Origin of the sequence: Streptomyces sp. NPDC001532, from assembly GCF_040298625.1 — a bacterium.
Taxonomy (GTDB): Bacteria; Actinomycetota; Actinomycetes; order Streptomycetales; family Streptomycetaceae; genus Streptomyces.
The window spans coordinates 207,511-221,781 of record NZ_JBEPAL010000004.1; the positions used below are offsets into that span (position 1 = coordinate 207,511).

The window sequence follows — 14,271 nt, forward strand, 5'->3', positions numbered from 1 at the left end:
GAACCGGGGAACCGGGGATTCCAGGAACCGGGGGATTCCCAAGGAGGTGGCTCCAGCCCATGCTCGTCCGCGACGCCATGAGCACCGTGGTCCTCACCATCGGCCCCACCCACACCCTCCGCCAGGCCGCAGCCCTGATGTCCGCCCGTCGGGTGGGCGCGGCCCTGGTGCACGACCCCGACGCCGGCGGAATCGGCATCCTCACCGAACGCGACATCCTCAACTCCGTGGGGCTCGGCCAGAGCCCGGACACCGAACTCGCGCACGCCCACACCACCAACGACGTCGTCTTCGCCGCTCCGGCCTGGACCCTGGAGGAGGCCTCCCGCGCCATGGCGCACGGCGGCTTCCGGCATCTCATCGTGCTCGACCGGGACGAGCCGGTCGGCATCGTCTCCGTCCGCGACATCCTCCGTTGCTGGGCCCCGCCGCGCCGGCAGGCCCCGACGCCCTCCCCCGCCCCGACGACCACCGCCGCCCCACCCGTCCCCGCCTGACCCCGACCACCCCCGACAGCACCCGGAAACACCCTGACAGCACCCGGAAACACCGGCGGGCCGGGCCCCTGAGGGGACCCGGCCCGCCGTCCACGACAAGCGATCCAGTGCTGGTGGGTCGTTCAGCCGCGCAGGGCCTGGACCGCGGCCTCCAGCCGCTTGCCGAAGTCGGCGTCCGCGTTGCGGAAGTTGCCGATCGCGCGCTCGATGATGTCCTCGCGCGAGACCTTGGCGATGAAGCCCGCCAGGTTGTCGATGAGCCGCTCCTGCTCCTCGGCGCTCATCAGCCGGTACAGGTTGCCCGCCTGGACGAAGTCGTCGTCCTCGGCGTGCCGCGGGGTGGCGTGGTTGCCGGTGCCGCCGGTGAAGCCGTCGAACGGCTCCCACAGCGGCCGGCCGGTCTGCTGCGGGCCGCCGAAGCTGTTCGGCTCGTAGTTCTTCGCGGCACCGTGGCGCCCGTCGTACAGGAAGCCGTCCCGCGAGTTGGTGCGCGCCTCGGTGGCGTGCGGACGGTTCACCGGCAGGTGGTCGGCGTTGATGCCGACGCGGTAGCGGTGCGCGTCGCCGTAGGCGAACAGCCGGCCCTGGAGCATCTTGTCCGGGGAGGGACCGATGCCCGGCACGAAGTGGGCGGGCGAGAAGATGCTCTGCTCGACCTCCGCGAAGACGTTCTGCGGGTTGCGGTTGAGCTCCAGCTTGCCGATCTCGATGCGCGGGTAGTCCGCGTGCGGCCACACCTTGGTGAGGTCGAAGGGGTTGAAGCGGTAGTTCGCCGCCTCGGCCGCGGGCATGATCTGGACGTACACGGTCCAGGACGGGAAGTCGCCGCGCTCGATGGCCTCGCGCAGGTCGCGCTGGTGGGAGTCGGGGTCCTCACCGGCGAGCTTGTTGGCCTCGGCCTGGGTCAGGTTCTTGATGCCCTGGTCGGTCTTGAAGTGGTACTTGACCCAGAAGACCTCGCCGGCCTCGTTGTTCCACTGGAACGTGTGCGAGCCGAAGCCGTCCATGTGACGGTACGAGGCGGGGATGCCGCGGTCGCCGAACAGCCAGGTCACCTGGTGGGTGGACTCGGGCGACAGGCTCCAGAAGTCCCAGACGTTGTCCGCCTCGGTGGAACCGGTGTACGGGTCGCGCTTCTGGGTGTGGATGAAGTCCGGGAACTTGATCGCGTCGCGGATGAAGAACACGGGGGTGTTGTTGCCGACGAGGTCGTAGTTGCCCTCCTCGGTGTAGAACTTCAGCGCCCAGCCACGCGGGTCGCGCACGGCGTCGGCGGCACCGAGGTTGCCGGCCACGGTGGAGAACCGCAGGAAGGTCTCGGTCTGCTTGCCGACCTCGGAGAGGAACTTGGCCCGCGTGTACTTCGTGACGTCGGCGGTCACCGTGAAGGTGCCGTAGGCACCGGCGCCGCGGGCGTGCACCACACGCTCCGGGATGCGCTCGCGGTTGAAGTGGGCCAGCTTCTCCAGGAGGAGCTGGTCCTGGACGAGCACGGGGCCGCCGACGCCCGCGGTCTCGCTGTTCTGGTTGTCGGCTACCGGAGCACCGGCTTCGGTGGTGAGCGGTCCCTGAGTCACTTCCGCGCCCTTCGTGGTCTTGCCTGTCCTTGGCTAATGCCGAGCTCGATCCTACAATGGACATTGTCTAAGTCAAGTGAGTCTCCAACTCCAGGAAGACTCCAAAATCACACCCATTCGGGACTCAGGTCCCTTGCTGTTAGGCTGGTCTCCATGAGCGACCTTCTTGATCGGCTGCGCGGACGCGGATGGCGGATGACCGCGCAGCGGCGCGTGGTGGCCGAGGTCCTCGACGGCGAGCACGTGCACCTCACTGCCGACGAGGTCCATGCCCGAGCCGTCGCGAAGCTGCCCGAGATCTCCCGGGCGACCGTCTACAACACCCTCGGCGAGCTGGTTTCCCTCGGCGAGGTCATCGAGGTCAGCACCGACAAGCGCGCCAAGCGGTACGACCCGAACGCACACCGGCCGCACCACCACCTGGTCTGCGCCCAGTGCGGTTCCATCCGTGACGTCCACCCCGTCGGCAACCCGCTGGCGGACCTCCCCGACTCGGAGCGCTTCGGCTTCACGGTGTCGGACGTCGAGGTGACGTACCGCGGCATCTGCCCGAACTGCACGGCGGCGTAGCGCGCCGCACGGCACACGCCACGCACACGGAAGAAGGCCCTGACGATCGTCAGGGCCTTTCTCGTACCCCTCGGCGCCTCGTCACGGTCACGCCGGTGAATCCGCAAACGCACCGAGGGCCGGAACCCTTTCGGATTCCGGCCCTCGGCCTTCAGTAGCGGGGACAGGATTTGAACCTGCGACCTCTGGGTTATGAGCCCAGCGAGCTACCGAGCTGCTCCACCCCGCGTCGATGAATGGAACACTACGTCAACCCTGCCGCCGGAAGCAAATCCCTTCTCTCTCGCACACTCGCCGCACCTCGCGCGAGCCCTCACGCGGACAGTTCCTCCCGCAGCGCGTCCCGCAGCCGCGCCGCCCGCTCGGCCACCTCGGCCGGGCCGAGGCGCACCGCGAGATCGGCCCAGCGCTGGCCCTCCACCAGCTCACCGCGACGCGCGTAGACCAGGGCGAGCCGGAGCGCCGCCCGTCCGTGCCCGTCGTCGGCGGCGCGCTTCCAGCAGACCACCGCCTCCGGCTCGCTCCCCTCCCGGGCCAGCAGCAGACCCAGGTTGAACGCCCCGTTGCGCGAGCCCGCCTCGGCCGCCTCCCGGTACCACCGGGCCGCCTCGACGACGTCCCCGCGCGCCGCCGCCAGCATCCCGACCCGCACCTGCGCGCGCCGGTGCCCCTGGGACGCCGCCCGCTCGTACCACTCCTCGCACTCGGTCCGCCGGTGCACCGGCTCCCCCAGCTCCGGCCCCGCCCCGGCCGGCTGCCGGGCGTCCAGCACCGCCGCCAGCCGGTACGCGGCCTCCGCGCTGCCGCCGCCGGCCGCGCACCGCAGATGCCGCTCGGCCTCCTGCTCGTCGCCGTCCCGCAGCCGGGCGATCCCGACCTGGAGGGCCGCCTCGGTGTGCCCGGCGGCCGCCGCCCGCTCGTACCACCGCAGGGCGGCGGCGTCCTCGCCCCGCCCGGCGTAGAGGATCCCCAGGTTGAACGCGGCGTCCACGCTGCCGGCCTCGGCGGCCTTGGAGAACCACGGCTCGGCGCCGGTCTCGTCGCCACCCTGGAGCAGCAGGATGGCCAGCGCGTTCGCCGCCTCCCGGTGCCCGGCGTACGCGGCCCGCCGGTACCACTGCTCGGCCTGCGCGGTCCGTCCCTGCTCGACGCAGAGCAGCGCGAGGTTGTAGGCGCCGTTCACATCGCCGGCGTCCATCGCCGCGCGGTACCACCGCTCCGCGGTCTGCGTCTGCCCGCGCTCGGCGTGCAGCGCGCCCAGCGCGTTGGCCGCGTTGCCGTCGCCCTCCTGCGCGGCCCGCAGCCACCACACGGCGGCGCTCTCCTCGTCCCCGGCGTCCCGCAGCAGGAAGCCGAGCGCGCAGGCGGCACGGGCCTCCCCGTCCTTGGCGGAGGTCAGGTACCAGCGCCCGGCCTCCTTCAGCTCCCCGCGCCGCTCCAGGATCGCCCCGAGGTACAGCGCGGCCCGCCGGTGGCCGCGCGCGGCGGCCTGCCGGTACCACTGCTCGGCCTCCTCCACCGCCCCGGCCCGGATCCCGGCACCCGCACCGCCGGCCACGGCGCCCGCGGCACCGGCGACACCCGCCCCGGTCGCGACACCGTTGTCACCGTCGGCCTCCCCCGTGCCGGCAGCCCGCCGGTCAAGGGCCCGCGCCAGCCGGTAGGCGCCCTCGCGGTGGCCCCGCTCGGCGGCGGCGCGCATCCACTTCTCGGCCTCGTCGCTCCCGCGGTGCTCCAGCAGGTCGGCGAGCGCGTACGCGCCCAGCGCGTGGCCCTGCTCCGCGGACTGGCGCAGCCAGTACTCGGCGGCGGGCTCGTCACCGCGCTCGCGGTGGTGTCTGCCGAGCGCGTGCGCCGCCGCGGCGGACCCGGCGACGGCGGCGATCCGCCACCATCCGGCGGCCTCGTCCGGGTAGCCCCGCTGATGGAGGAGGACTCCCAGGTTGTTCGCGGCGGCGCGGTCCCCGGCCGCGGTGGCGGCCCGCAGATGGGGTTCGGCTCCGTCGAGATCTCCGCGGCGCAGCAGCATGGCCCCGAGAACGCTCATCGCCTCGGCGTCGCCGGCCTCCGCGGCGAGCCGCTGCCGGGCCTCCTCGGCAGCCTCACCGGCCTCGTCGCGGGTCTCCTCCTGGCCGGAAGGTTGCACAAACCGCCCTGTCTCGAACAGAGTTGCCATGTCCCCCATAACGTCCATCGTCGCACCACCCGCAACCCGGGTACACCTGGTATACCGCAGCCAGTGAGGTCACTTCAGCGTTTTGTCGACATGCCCACAGAGAGACAAGTCAAACACAGATCGCCCAACTCCCCACGGCGGCACGGCGATCGCGCGGACCGGCACATGAGTTCGCACACAGACGAAGGCCCGGATCCTTGAGGATCCGGGCCTTCGTCTTTCAGTAGCGGGGACAGGATTTGAACCTGCGACCTCTGGGTTATGAGCCCAGCGAGCTACCGAGCTGCTCCACCCCGCGCCGTTGTGTGTCAACCGTACCACGGCGCGAGGGGAGCATTCGCTCAGCTACTGGGGCTGGGGCTGGGACCACCGGTGGCGCCGCTCTCCCCGCCACCGTCACCGCCACCGTCGCCGTCCCCGGCGTTGTCACCGCCGGTGTCACCGCCGGTGCCGTCTGCCTGCGACTGAGCCTCCTCGGCCCGCTTCAGCGCGTCCTCGAGGTCCGCCTGCGCCCGGCCGTAGGCCTCCCAGTCGCCCTTCTGGAGGGCTTCCTGGCCGGCCTCGAACGCCTTCTGGGCGTCGGAGAGCGCGTCCTCGACCGTCGGATCACCGGTGGTCGGCGGCGGCGTGGTGTCGCCGTCCTCCTCCTCCGGTGGCCGGGGCGCCGAACCCTCCGCGCCGAACACCTTGTTGAGGGCTTCCTCGAGGGTGTCCTCGAACGCGGTGTTGCCGCCGTACGTCACCAGCACCTTGCGCAGCAGCGGGTACTTGAGCCCGCCACCGCGGACGTAGACCGGCTCCACGTAGAGCAGCCCGCCGTCCAGCGGCACCGTCAGCAGGTTGCCGTACTCCACCTCCGAGTCGCCGCCTCTCAGCAGCCTGATCGACTCGGCGATGTCCTGTTCGGAGTTGAACTGGCTCTGCACCTGCTTGGGTCCGGAGACCGTGGTGCTCGTCGGCAGTTTCAGGATTCTGATCTGGCCGTAGCCGTCGGTGCCGGCCTCGGCGTCGACCGCCATGAACGCACTCAGGTTGTCCCGGCCGTTGGGCGTGAAGGTGGTCGTCAGCGAGAACGCCTGCTCCTGCTGGTCGGGCATCTTCATGCTCAGGTAGTACGGCGGAACCGCGTCGCCCGTCTTGTTGGTCGGGTCGTCCGGCACCTGCCAGACCTCGCTGCCACTGAGGAACGTCTCGGCGTCCTTCACGTGGTAGCGGGTCAGCAGCTCGCGCTGGACCTTGAACAGGTCCTGCGGGTAGCGCAGATGGGCCATCAGCGACTCGGAGATGGCGCTCTTCGGCTCCACCGTGTCCGGGAACGCCTTCATCCAGGTCTTGAGGACCGGGTCCTTGGTGTCCCACTGATAGAGCTTGATCTCACCGGTGTACGCGTCGACGGTCGCCTTGACCGAGTTGCGGATGTAGTTGACCTGGTTCTGCTGGGCGACCACCGCGCGGGAGTCGTTGGTCGCGGTCAGCGAGTCGGCGGTGGTGTCGCCGAGGGTCGTCCGGGAGGCGTAGGGGTAGCCGTTCGTCGTCGTGTAGGCGTCGACGATCCACTGGATCTTGCCGTCCACGACCGCCGGGTAGGCGTCGCCGTCGATGGTCAGCCACGGGGCGACCGCCTCGACGCGCTCCTTCGGCGTGCGGTTGTACAGGATCCGCGAACCCTCGCCGATGGCACCGGAGTAGAGGATCTGCGGCTCGTTGAACGCCACCGCGTACGCGGCCCGGTTGACCGGGCTGGAGAGGTTGACCCCGCTCTTGGCCTCGTAGCTGTAGGTCTTCTCACCGCTGTCGTCGGAGTAGTCGATCTCCTTCTGGGGACCGCCGACGATCGAGTACGTGGTGGTCTTCTCGCCGTAGTACACCCGCTGCTGGTACGTCCCGAGGTCGCCCTGCGACGGCAGGTCGGACTCGGTGAAGACCGGGCGGCCCTCGGCGTCGGCGGTGGTGCCCTTGGCGGCGACCACGCCGTAGCCGTGGGTGTAGCGGAAGTGGTTGTTGATCCAGTTCTTCTTCGGGATGCCGGCCAGGTTCAGCTCGCGCAGACCGATGACCGTGTCCTGGTCCTTGCCGTCCTCGCTGTAGCGGTCGACGTCCAGGTTGGTCGGGAACGCGTAGTAGTTACGCATCTGCTGGAGCTGCTGGAACGTCGGCGAGACGATGTTCGGGTCCATGATCCGGATGCTCGCCGCGCCGTCCGCGTCGTCACGCAGCTGCGTCTTGTCCTCGGTCTTGCTGGTGCCCGCGTAGTCGCTGACCTTCGTCCCGTCGATGCCGTAGGCCTCACGCGTGGCCGCGAGGTTCTTCTCGACGTACGGCGCTTCCTTGGCCTGCTCGTTCGGCTGGACCTGGAACTTCTGGACGATCGCCGGGTACAGACCGCCGATGAGGATCGCCGACAGCACCATCAGGCCGAAGCCGATGACGGGCAGCTGCCAGGTGCGCCGCCACAGGGTGGCGAAGAACAGCAGGGCGCAGATGACGGCGATGCAGAACAGGATCGTCTTGGCCGGCAGATAGGCGTTGGCGTCGACGTACCTCAGGCCGGTCCAGTTGTCCGTGGCCTTGAAGTCGCTGGACTTGACCGCGAGGCCGTACCGGTCGAGCCAGTACGCGACCGCCTTCAGCGCCACGAAGATGCCGATCAGCACCGACAGGTGGCCGGTGGCGGCGGCCGTGGCGCGCGCACCCGGGCTGGTGACGCGCAGCCCGCCGTACAGGTAGTGGGTGAGCGCGGCGGCGATCACGGAGAGGATCGCGGCGGCGAAGCCGAAGCCGAGCAGGAACCGGTACCAGGGCAGGTCGAAGGCGTAGAAGCTGACGTCCAGGTGGAACTGCGGGTCCTTCTGCCCGAAGGGCACGCCGTTGACCCACATCAGCCAGGTCCGCCACTGACCCGAAGCGGAGGCGCCGGCGATCAGCCCCACCAGGGCGGTGATCCCGAGCAGCAGCCACTTCTTGTACGGCGCGATGCCCATCCGGTAGCGGTCGAGGCTCTGCTGCTCCATCGACATCGCGCTCAGCGGCGGCCGCAGCCGGTGCGCCAGCCAGATGTTGAAGCCGACCGCCAACGCCATCAGCAGGCCGAAGACGAAGAAGAGTCCGATCTTGGTCCACAGGGTGGTGGTGAAGACGGACGAGTAGTTCACCGAGCGGTACCAGAGCCAGTCGGTCCAGAAACCCGCGAACATGGTGAACGCCATGCCGAGGACGGCAAGGACGCCCAGCGTCATGAGCAGGGTCCGGACACGCCGGGACGGGCGGCCCACTCTGATCCGTGGCCCCGTCGGGCCTCCGCCGCGGTCCGGCATCTGGAAAGCCAAGGTGGCACCTCGAAGTTCGCTGTTGGTCTGTCAGGCCCCCGTTTTCGTGGGCCGTCCCGGGGCCCCGTGATCGTAGGCCCTCACCTATGCAACTTACTCACGCTTTACTCGGTTCCCGATTCGGGCCGGGAACGAGGCAGGATTGTGACCATGTCCAACACTCCCATGGCGGCGAGCCCGCTCACCCGGGCCGTGCTCGAGATCGACGAGTACGTCTCCGGCCTCGGCTGGGACCAGCCCGCCCGCCTTTTCGCCCTTGTAGACACCGCGCGGTTGCGGGCCCAGGAGCCCTCCCTCGCGGCGCAGCTCGGCCTGGGGGACGAGCAGGAGAACAGCACCGCCCTCACCCCGATCGAGCAGGACGAAATCCCCTCGGACAAGCCGCTCGACGAGTTCCTGGGCACCATCGCCTGGCCCGACGCCGTGGTCGGCTGCGCGCTGACCGTGGAGCGCCTGATGCTGCCGCCGTCCGCGGAGGCCCAGGTTCCCAAGGACCTCGACGAGGCCGCGCTCACCCGGTGGGTGGCCCGTCACCCCGAACGCCAGGAGGTCCGTATGACGGTCGCCGTCCTGCGGGACGGCTCGCGCGAGTCCGCTCTGCGGCTGCGGGAGAAGGACTCGCCGACCGAGGTGCTGACCGGCTCGGACCTGGTGCCCGGACTGGCCGAGGCGCTGACGGCGACCTTCGCGGACTGAGAGGTCCGGTCACGGCGGTGGGGCGCCCGCGCGGCGCGGGGCGCCCCGGCCGTGCCGGGCGGCGGGCCGGTCAGCCCTTGGCCGTGCACTTCGGCAGGTCGGCGGTGTTCCCGCCGCGGATGTCCTCGAGGGCGTCCAGGGCGTCGTCGATGGTGTCCACCTTGACCAGGGTGAGGCCCTCGGGGGTGTCCTTGGCGGCGCTCGCGCAGTTGTCGGCGGGCGTCAGGAAGAACTCGGCCCCCTTGTTCCGCGCGCCGACCGTCTTCATCTCCACGCCGCCGATCGGGCCGACCTTGCCGGCGTCGTCGATGGTGCCGGTGCCGGCGACGAACCTGCCGCCGGTGAGATCGCCCGGGGTGAGCTTGTCGTAGATGCCCAGCGCGAACATCAGACCCGCGCTCGGGCCGCCCACGTCGGCCAGCTTGATGTCGATGGTGAACGGGAAGGTGTGGTCGGTGCCCGCCGAGATCCCGACGATGGCGCGCCTGTCGCCGCTGTCGTCGGAGGCCGCCGTGGTGATGGTGATGTTCTCGGTCTTCACCGGCGCCCGCTTCTCCTTCTCGGCGGCGGCCTGCTCCTTGGCCGGCACGATCGTGAAGCGCACCGGTTCACCCGGCTGGTGCTTGGTGACCAGCTCGGCGACGTCCGCCGGCTCCTTCACCGTCGTACCGTCGACCGCCTTGATCACATCGCCCGCGTGCAGTCTGCCCTCGGCCGGGGAGCCCTTCACCACGGTCGAGACGATCACCCAGGACTCCACCGGGACGTCCAGCTCCTTCAGGGCGGCGACCTTGGCGCTCTCCTGGGACTGGCTGAACTCCTCGGCGTTCTCCTGGGTGGACTCCTCCTCGGTCTTGCCGTCCGGGTAGAGCGTGTCGTGCGGCACGACCTTGTTGTCGTGCGCCAGCCAGCCGTAGACGGCCTCGACCAGGTTCATCCGGTAGTCGGCGCTGGTGACGCGGACGGTGGTCATGTTGAGGTGGCCGCTCGTCGGATACGTCTTGCGCCCGGAGATCTGGAGCACCGGCTCGCCGTCGTGCTCGCCCAGCGTGTTGACCGTCGGCCCCGGGGACATCTCGGAGTACGGCACGGGGATGAGGACCCCCGCGCACAGGAGCGCGATCAGCATCAGGGTGGAGGCGAGCAGCGTCGCGGTGCGGCGTGGCATGCCTCGACAGTACGGGACGCCTCTGTCAGCACACCGTCAGGGCGGCCCCGCGGTCAGCTGCCCGAGTGGGACTTCTCCATGGCCGCGCGGAACCGGGCGTACCCGTCGAGCTCGGGTCCGTCACTGCGCGCCTTGCGGGTCCTGTTGGCCCACACGCCCCACAGGCCCGCGCCGATCGCAGCCACAAGCGGAATCAGCAACCAGGCGAGCGCCGCCATGCCGACCTCCCAACCCCACGTAGGCGTCCGCAACTGACTGATCAGCAGATTAACCATCCGCACTGACAACGCTCACGCCAGGGGTGCGGTTACGCAACCGGAGGTCGACACCGGGGTGGAGCGCCGGTCAGCAGGCGCCGACCCACTCCTCGGTGCCGTCGGAGAACCGCTGGTGCTTCCAGATCGGCACCTCGTGCTTGAGGTCGTCGATCAGCTTGCGGCAGGCCTCGAAGGCCTCACCGCGATGCGGGCACGACACGGCGACGACGACGGCGAGGTCGCCGACCCGCAGGTCGCCCACGCGGTGCACCGCGGCCAGCGCGCGCACCGGGAAGTCGGCGACGACCTTCTCCGCGATCCGCCGCATCTCCGCCTCGGCGCTCGGATGGCAGGAGTAGCCCAGCTCGTCGACGTCCGCGCCGCCGTCGTGGTTGCGCACGGTCCCCACGAACAGCGCGGTGCCCCCGGCGGCGTCGTCCCCCACCGCGCGGAAGACCTCGTCCAGGGAGAGCGGCGTTTCCCGGATGCCGATCAGCTTGATGGGCTCCTGAGCGCCCTGCTCACCGGGGTGATCGTTCGTGACAGCCATACCCCCATCGTGCCTCAGCCCGCGGACGACAAGGAATAGCCCTTTCCCCCGTGCCGGAGGCCACTGCTTTGGAGCCTCCTACAGCGGCGGCGGGCGCCGCCCGTCTCAGATCCGCCGGCGGGCCTTGCGCGCCCGCCGCACCACGGCCGCCGCGCCCAGCAGGGCGACCGTCGCCCCGGCGGCCCCGGCCGCCGTCGCGTCCTTGCGGCCGAGCCGCCGCCCGGCCACCGTGTGCCGCCCGGAGACCTCCTCCAGGAGCTCGGCGAGCACTTCCTCGTTGGTCCACTGCGGACGCCACCCGGCGTCGTGCAGCCGGCTGCCGCTCACCACCCAGGGGTACATCGTGTACGCCAGGTCCCCGGCCGGGGACGGCGTCAGCCCGATCCGGTGCAGCCGGGCCGCCGCGCCCAGCGCGACCGCCGAGGGCAGCTCCATCCGCCGGATGCCGCTCAGCTCCTCGACCTCTTCCTGCTCCAGCCAGCCGTCGCAGCCGACGGCGAGTTCCCCGTCGACCTTCTCCAGGACGGCGTACTCCAGAGCGCTGCACAGATCGTCGACGTGGCAGAACTGCCAGGCGGGCCGCGACCCGGCCACCACCAGCAGCCGTGGCGACTCGAAATACCTGGTCAGCGCGGTGTCGGTGCCGCCGACCAGCACGGCGGGCCGCACCACGGTGACATTGAGCCCGGGGTGCGCGCGGGGCGCCCGCCGGGCCAGCCGCTCGACCTCCAGGAGGTCGCCGACGCCGGTCGCCTCCGCGGTGGCCCGCAGCTCGGCGTCCTCGGACAGCGGCAGCTCGTTGTCGGGGAGCGCCCCGTAGACCATCGCGGAGGTGCACAGCACCGCGCGGTGCACCCCGGCCGCCGCGGCCGCGGTGAGCACGGTCTGTGTCCCCCGGACGTTGTAGGCCGTCCGGGCGGCGGGATCGGTCTCCAGGTCGAGGTCGAGCGCGAGATGCACGACGACGTCAGCACCGCGCAGCTTCTCGGCGATGGCCGGATCGCGTACGTCGAGAATGTGCCACTGCGCGTCCGCGCACTCGCCGCGCCGCTCGTCGATGGCGATGACCTGCTTGATCTCCTCCGACGCGGCCAGCCGCGCGGTGAGCAGCGCGCCGACGCCGGACGCGGCGCCGGTGACGGCGACGACGGGCCCGCGCGCGGCGGGAGAGGTTGAGTGGTTTCGCGCTGCGCGAACCTGCGGGTCTGGGGAACTCACCGGGTGTCTCCAGCGGTTGTCTTCAATACGAGCGCGAGGGACGCGTACGTACCAGGTGGCATCCATCCTGCCGCAGGCCCTCTGTCGGCGAAGCACCGAGGCCCGATCCGCCCCAGGTGTCTACGCTGGGTGGTGTTGTCGGGCAGTCGTGCCGTCGGGTGAAGAACCGGCGGCCTTACCAGCCGAGGAATCCCGTGAGTGACACCCCATTCGGATTCGGCCTTCCGCCGGAGGAGCCGGAGAACGGCGACGAGGGCAAGAAGAAGGACCAGCAGAGCGGCGGTGGGCAGGGACCGGCCAACCCGTTCGGTTTCGGGTCGCTGCCCGGCGCCGGTGGCTTGGGAGGCGGTGCGGACAATCCGCTCGCTGCCATGTTCGGTTCCCTGAACCCCACCGACCTGGGCGCCGCGTTCCAGCAGCTGGGCCAGATGCTCTCCTACGAGGGCGGCCCGGTGAACTGGGACATGGCCAAGCAGATCGCCCGCCAGACGGTCTCCCAGGGCACGTCGGACGGCACCAAGGACGCCAGCGTCGGCCCCGCCGAGCGTTCCGCGGTCCAGGAGGCCGTCCGCCTGGCCGACCTGTGGCTGGACGACGCCACCTCCCTGCCGTCCGGCGCCGCCTCCGCCGTGGCCTGGAGCCGCGCGGAATGGGTCGAGGCGACCCTGCCCGCCTGGAAGGAACTGGTCGACCCGGTCGCCGAGCGCGTCGGCACCGCCATGGGCGACGTCCTGCCGGAGGAGATGCAGGCCATGGCCGGCCCGCTGATCGGCATGATGCGCTCGATGGGCGGCGCCATGTTCGGCACGCAGATCGGACAGGCCGTCGGTGTGCTGGCCGGCGAGGTCGTCGGTTCCACCGACATCGGCCTGCCGCTCGGCCCGGCCGGCAGGGCCGCGCTGCTGCCGGTGAACATCGAGGCCTTCGGCAAGGACCTCGGTGTCCCGAAGGAGGAGGTGCGGCTGTATCTCGCCCTGCGCGAGGCCGCCCACCAGCGTCTCTTCGCCCATGTGCCGTGGCTGCGCTCGCACCTGTTCGGCGCGGTCGACGGCTACGCGCGCGGCATCAAGGTCGACACCGCCAAGCTGGAGGACGTGGTCGGCCAGTTCGACCCGCAGAACCCGGAGCAGCTTCAGGACGCGCTTCAGCAGGGCATGTTCCAGCCGGAGGACACCCCGGAGCAGAAGGCGGCGCTGGCCCGTCTGGAGACCGCCCTGGCGCTGGTGGAGGGCTGGGTGGACGCCGTCGTGCACGCGGCCGCCAAGCCCCGCCTGAGCTCCGCCGACGCCCTGCGCGAGACCCTGCGGCGGCGCCGCGCCTCGGGCGGCCCGGCCGAACAGACGTTCGCCACGCTGATCGGTCTTGAGCTGCGCCCGCGCCGGCTGCGCGACGCCTCCCGCCTGTGGGCCTCGCTCACGGACGCGCGTGGCGTGGACGGCCGGGACGCGCTGTGGTCGCACCCGGACATGCTGCCGACGGCCACCGACCTGGACGACCCGGACGGTTTCGTCCACCGCGAGCACATGGACTTCTCCGAGTGGGACAAGATGCTCGGCGAGGCGGCGGGCAAGCCCGACCTGCGGAAGAAGGACAAGGACGCCAAGGACACCGAGGACGACGACGGCAAGGGCGGATCCCGGGCCGACGACGACGGCGAGGGTGACGGCACCGAGTGAGCCTGTACGACGACGCGGTCCTCGTCCTGAAGGAGTACGAGGGCCGCCAGGCCGAGGGCCAGGAAGAACTGCGCCAGGCCTATCTGGACCACCTCGCCGGCCATCCGGACGGCCTGTGGAAGGCCTGTCACGCCGGTCACCTCACGGCGAGCGCCCTGGTCGTCGATCCGGAACAGGGCCGGGTGCTGCTCACGCTCCACCGCAAGCTGCGGATGTGGCTCCAGATGGGCGGCCACTGCGAGCCGGCGGACGTCTCGCTGGCGGCGGCGGCCCTGCGGGAGGCGACGGAGGAGTCCGGCGTCGCGGGCCTGACCCTGCTGCCGGGCGGCCCGGTGCGCCTGGACCGCCATCCGATCCCCCCGCCGTGCCACGTCCACTTCGACGTCCAGTACGCCGTGCTGGCGCCGTGGGACGCGGTCCAGGCGATCAGCGACGAGTCCTTGGACCTGCGCTGGTTCGCCTACGACGAGGTGGCCGACGTGGCCGACGAGTCGGTCGTGCGGCTGCTGGAGGCGACGCGGGCCAGGCTGTGAACGCGTAAGGGGTGACCGCCCAGGCGG

Annotated in this window: 12 protein-coding genes and 2 tRNA genes; 5 read left to right on the top strand and 9 right to left on the bottom strand. The window is 70.9% G+C overall.

Annotated features, from left to right (window positions below; all coding sequences use genetic code 11):
• The first annotated feature begins 59 nt into the window (after positions 1 to 59).
• Entirely contained in the window at positions 60 to 497 is a 438-nt protein-coding gene (locus ABT232_RS06625) for a CBS domain-containing protein (protein ID WP_351836791.1), read from the top strand.
• A gap of 122 nt (positions 498 to 619) precedes the next feature.
• On the opposite strand, the gene ABT232_RS06630 is transcribed toward ABT232_RS06625, so the two are convergent.
• Positions 620 to 2,074, bottom strand: a complete 1,455-nt coding sequence (locus ABT232_RS06630; RefSeq protein WP_351836794.1) for a catalase — start codon at positions 2,072 to 2,074, stop codon at positions 620 to 622.
• 153 nt (positions 2,075 to 2,227) lie between these two features.
• On the opposite strand from ABT232_RS06630, the gene ABT232_RS06635 reads away from it, so the two are divergent.
• Positions 2,228 to 2,644: a Fur family transcriptional regulator gene (locus tag ABT232_RS06635; RefSeq protein ID WP_351836797.1), complete on the top strand. Its 417-nt coding sequence runs from the start codon at positions 2,228 to 2,230 to the stop codon at positions 2,642 to 2,644.
• A gap of 155 nt (positions 2,645 to 2,799) precedes the next feature.
• Here ABT232_RS06635 and ABT232_RS06640 read toward each other — a convergent pair.
• From ABT232_RS06640 to ABT232_RS06655, 4 genes are all read right to left on the bottom strand, one after another.
• Positions 2,800 to 2,873, bottom strand: a tRNA-Met gene (locus tag ABT232_RS06640).
• Between the two features lie 84 nt (positions 2,874 to 2,957).
• On the bottom strand, positions 2,958 to 4,838 hold the full coding sequence (locus ABT232_RS06645; RefSeq protein ID WP_351836799.1) for a tetratricopeptide repeat protein: 1,881 nt from the start codon (positions 4,836 to 4,838) through the stop codon (positions 2,958 to 2,960).
• 206 nt (positions 4,839 to 5,044) lie between these two features.
• A tRNA-Met gene (locus tag ABT232_RS06650) sits at positions 5,045 to 5,118 on the bottom strand.
• 43 nt (positions 5,119 to 5,161) lie between these two features.
• Positions 5,162 to 8,134 carry a UPF0182 family membrane protein gene (locus ABT232_RS06655; RefSeq protein WP_351836914.1) on the bottom strand — a complete coding sequence of 991 codons (2,973 nt, stop codon included), beginning with the start codon at positions 8,132 to 8,134 and terminating at the stop codon, positions 5,162 to 5,164.
• 162 nt (positions 8,135 to 8,296) lie between these two features.
• On the opposite strand from ABT232_RS06655, the gene ABT232_RS06660 reads away from it, so the two are divergent.
• The gene (locus tag ABT232_RS06660; protein ID WP_351836802.1) at positions 8,297 to 8,842 is read left to right on the top strand and encodes a PPA1309 family protein; all 546 of its coding nucleotides are present in this window, start codon (positions 8,297 to 8,299) and stop codon (positions 8,840 to 8,842) included.
• 70 nt (positions 8,843 to 8,912) lie between these two features.
• Here ABT232_RS06660 and ABT232_RS06665 read toward each other — a convergent pair whose 3' ends face one another.
• The 4 genes from ABT232_RS06665 to ABT232_RS06680 form a co-directional block, all read right to left on the bottom strand.
• Positions 8,913 to 10,010: a YlbL family protein gene (locus tag ABT232_RS06665; RefSeq protein ID WP_351836804.1), complete on the bottom strand. Its 1,098-nt coding sequence runs from the start codon at positions 10,008 to 10,010 to the stop codon at positions 8,913 to 8,915.
• Between the two features lie 53 nt (positions 10,011 to 10,063).
• Positions 10,064 to 10,228 carry a hypothetical protein gene (locus ABT232_RS06670; protein ID WP_351836807.1) on the bottom strand — a complete coding sequence of 55 codons (165 nt, stop codon included), beginning with the start codon at positions 10,226 to 10,228 and terminating at the stop codon, positions 10,064 to 10,066.
• A 127-nt stretch (positions 10,229 to 10,355) separates the two neighbouring features.
• Positions 10,356 to 10,817 carry a molybdenum cofactor biosynthesis protein MoaE gene (locus tag ABT232_RS06675; RefSeq protein ID WP_351836809.1) on the bottom strand — a complete coding sequence of 154 codons (462 nt, stop codon included), beginning with the start codon at positions 10,815 to 10,817 and terminating at the stop codon, positions 10,356 to 10,358.
• A 105-nt stretch (positions 10,818 to 10,922) separates the two neighbouring features.
• Complete coding sequence (locus tag ABT232_RS06680) at positions 10,923 to 12,035, bottom strand: SDR family oxidoreductase (protein WP_351836812.1); 1,113 nt, start codon at positions 12,033 to 12,035, stop codon at positions 10,923 to 10,925.
• A gap of 194 nt (positions 12,036 to 12,229) precedes the next feature.
• Between ABT232_RS06680 and ABT232_RS06685 the strand changes: the two genes are divergently transcribed.
• A complete protein-coding gene (locus tag ABT232_RS06685; RefSeq protein ID WP_351836813.1) occupies positions 12,230 to 13,711 on the top strand; it encodes a zinc-dependent metalloprotease in 1,482 nt (493 codons plus the stop codon).
• Entirely contained in the window at positions 13,708 to 14,244 is a 537-nt protein-coding gene (locus tag ABT232_RS06690) for an NUDIX hydrolase (protein ID WP_351836816.1), read from the top strand. The genes ABT232_RS06685 and ABT232_RS06690 overlap by 4 nt, the downstream gene beginning before the upstream one ends.
• The last annotated feature ends 27 nt before the right edge of the window (positions 14,245 to 14,271 follow it).

Bases quoted from the DNA above. Each gene is read 5' to 3' on its own strand.
- ABT232_RS06670 (WP_351836807.1), bottom strand. From the start codon at position 10,228: ATGGCGGCGCTCGCCTGGTTGCTGATTCCGCTTGTGGCTGCGATCGGC.
- ABT232_RS06635 (WP_351836797.1), top strand. From the start codon at position 2,228: ATGAGCGACCTTCTTGATCGGCTGCGCGGACGCGGATGGCGGATGACC.
- ABT232_RS06625 (WP_351836791.1), top strand. From the start codon at position 60: ATGCTCGTCCGCGACGCCATGAGCACCGTGGTCCTCACCATCGGCCCC.
- ABT232_RS06665 (WP_351836804.1), bottom strand. From the start codon at position 10,010: ATGCCACGCCGCACCGCGACGCTGCTCGCCTCCACCCTGATGCTGATC.
- ABT232_RS06660 (WP_351836802.1), top strand. From the start codon at position 8,297: ATGTCCAACACTCCCATGGCGGCGAGCCCGCTCACCCGGGCCGTGCTC.
- ABT232_RS06675 (WP_351836809.1), bottom strand. From the start codon at position 10,817: ATGGCTGTCACGAACGATCACCCCGGTGAGCAGGGCGCTCAGGAGCCC.
- ABT232_RS06655 (WP_351836914.1), bottom strand. From the start codon at position 8,134: ATGCCGGACCGCGGCGGAGGCCCGACGGGGCCACGGATCAGAGTGGGC.
- ABT232_RS06645 (WP_351836799.1), bottom strand. From the start codon at position 4,838: ATGGACGTTATGGGGGACATGGCAACTCTGTTCGAGACAGGGCGGTTT.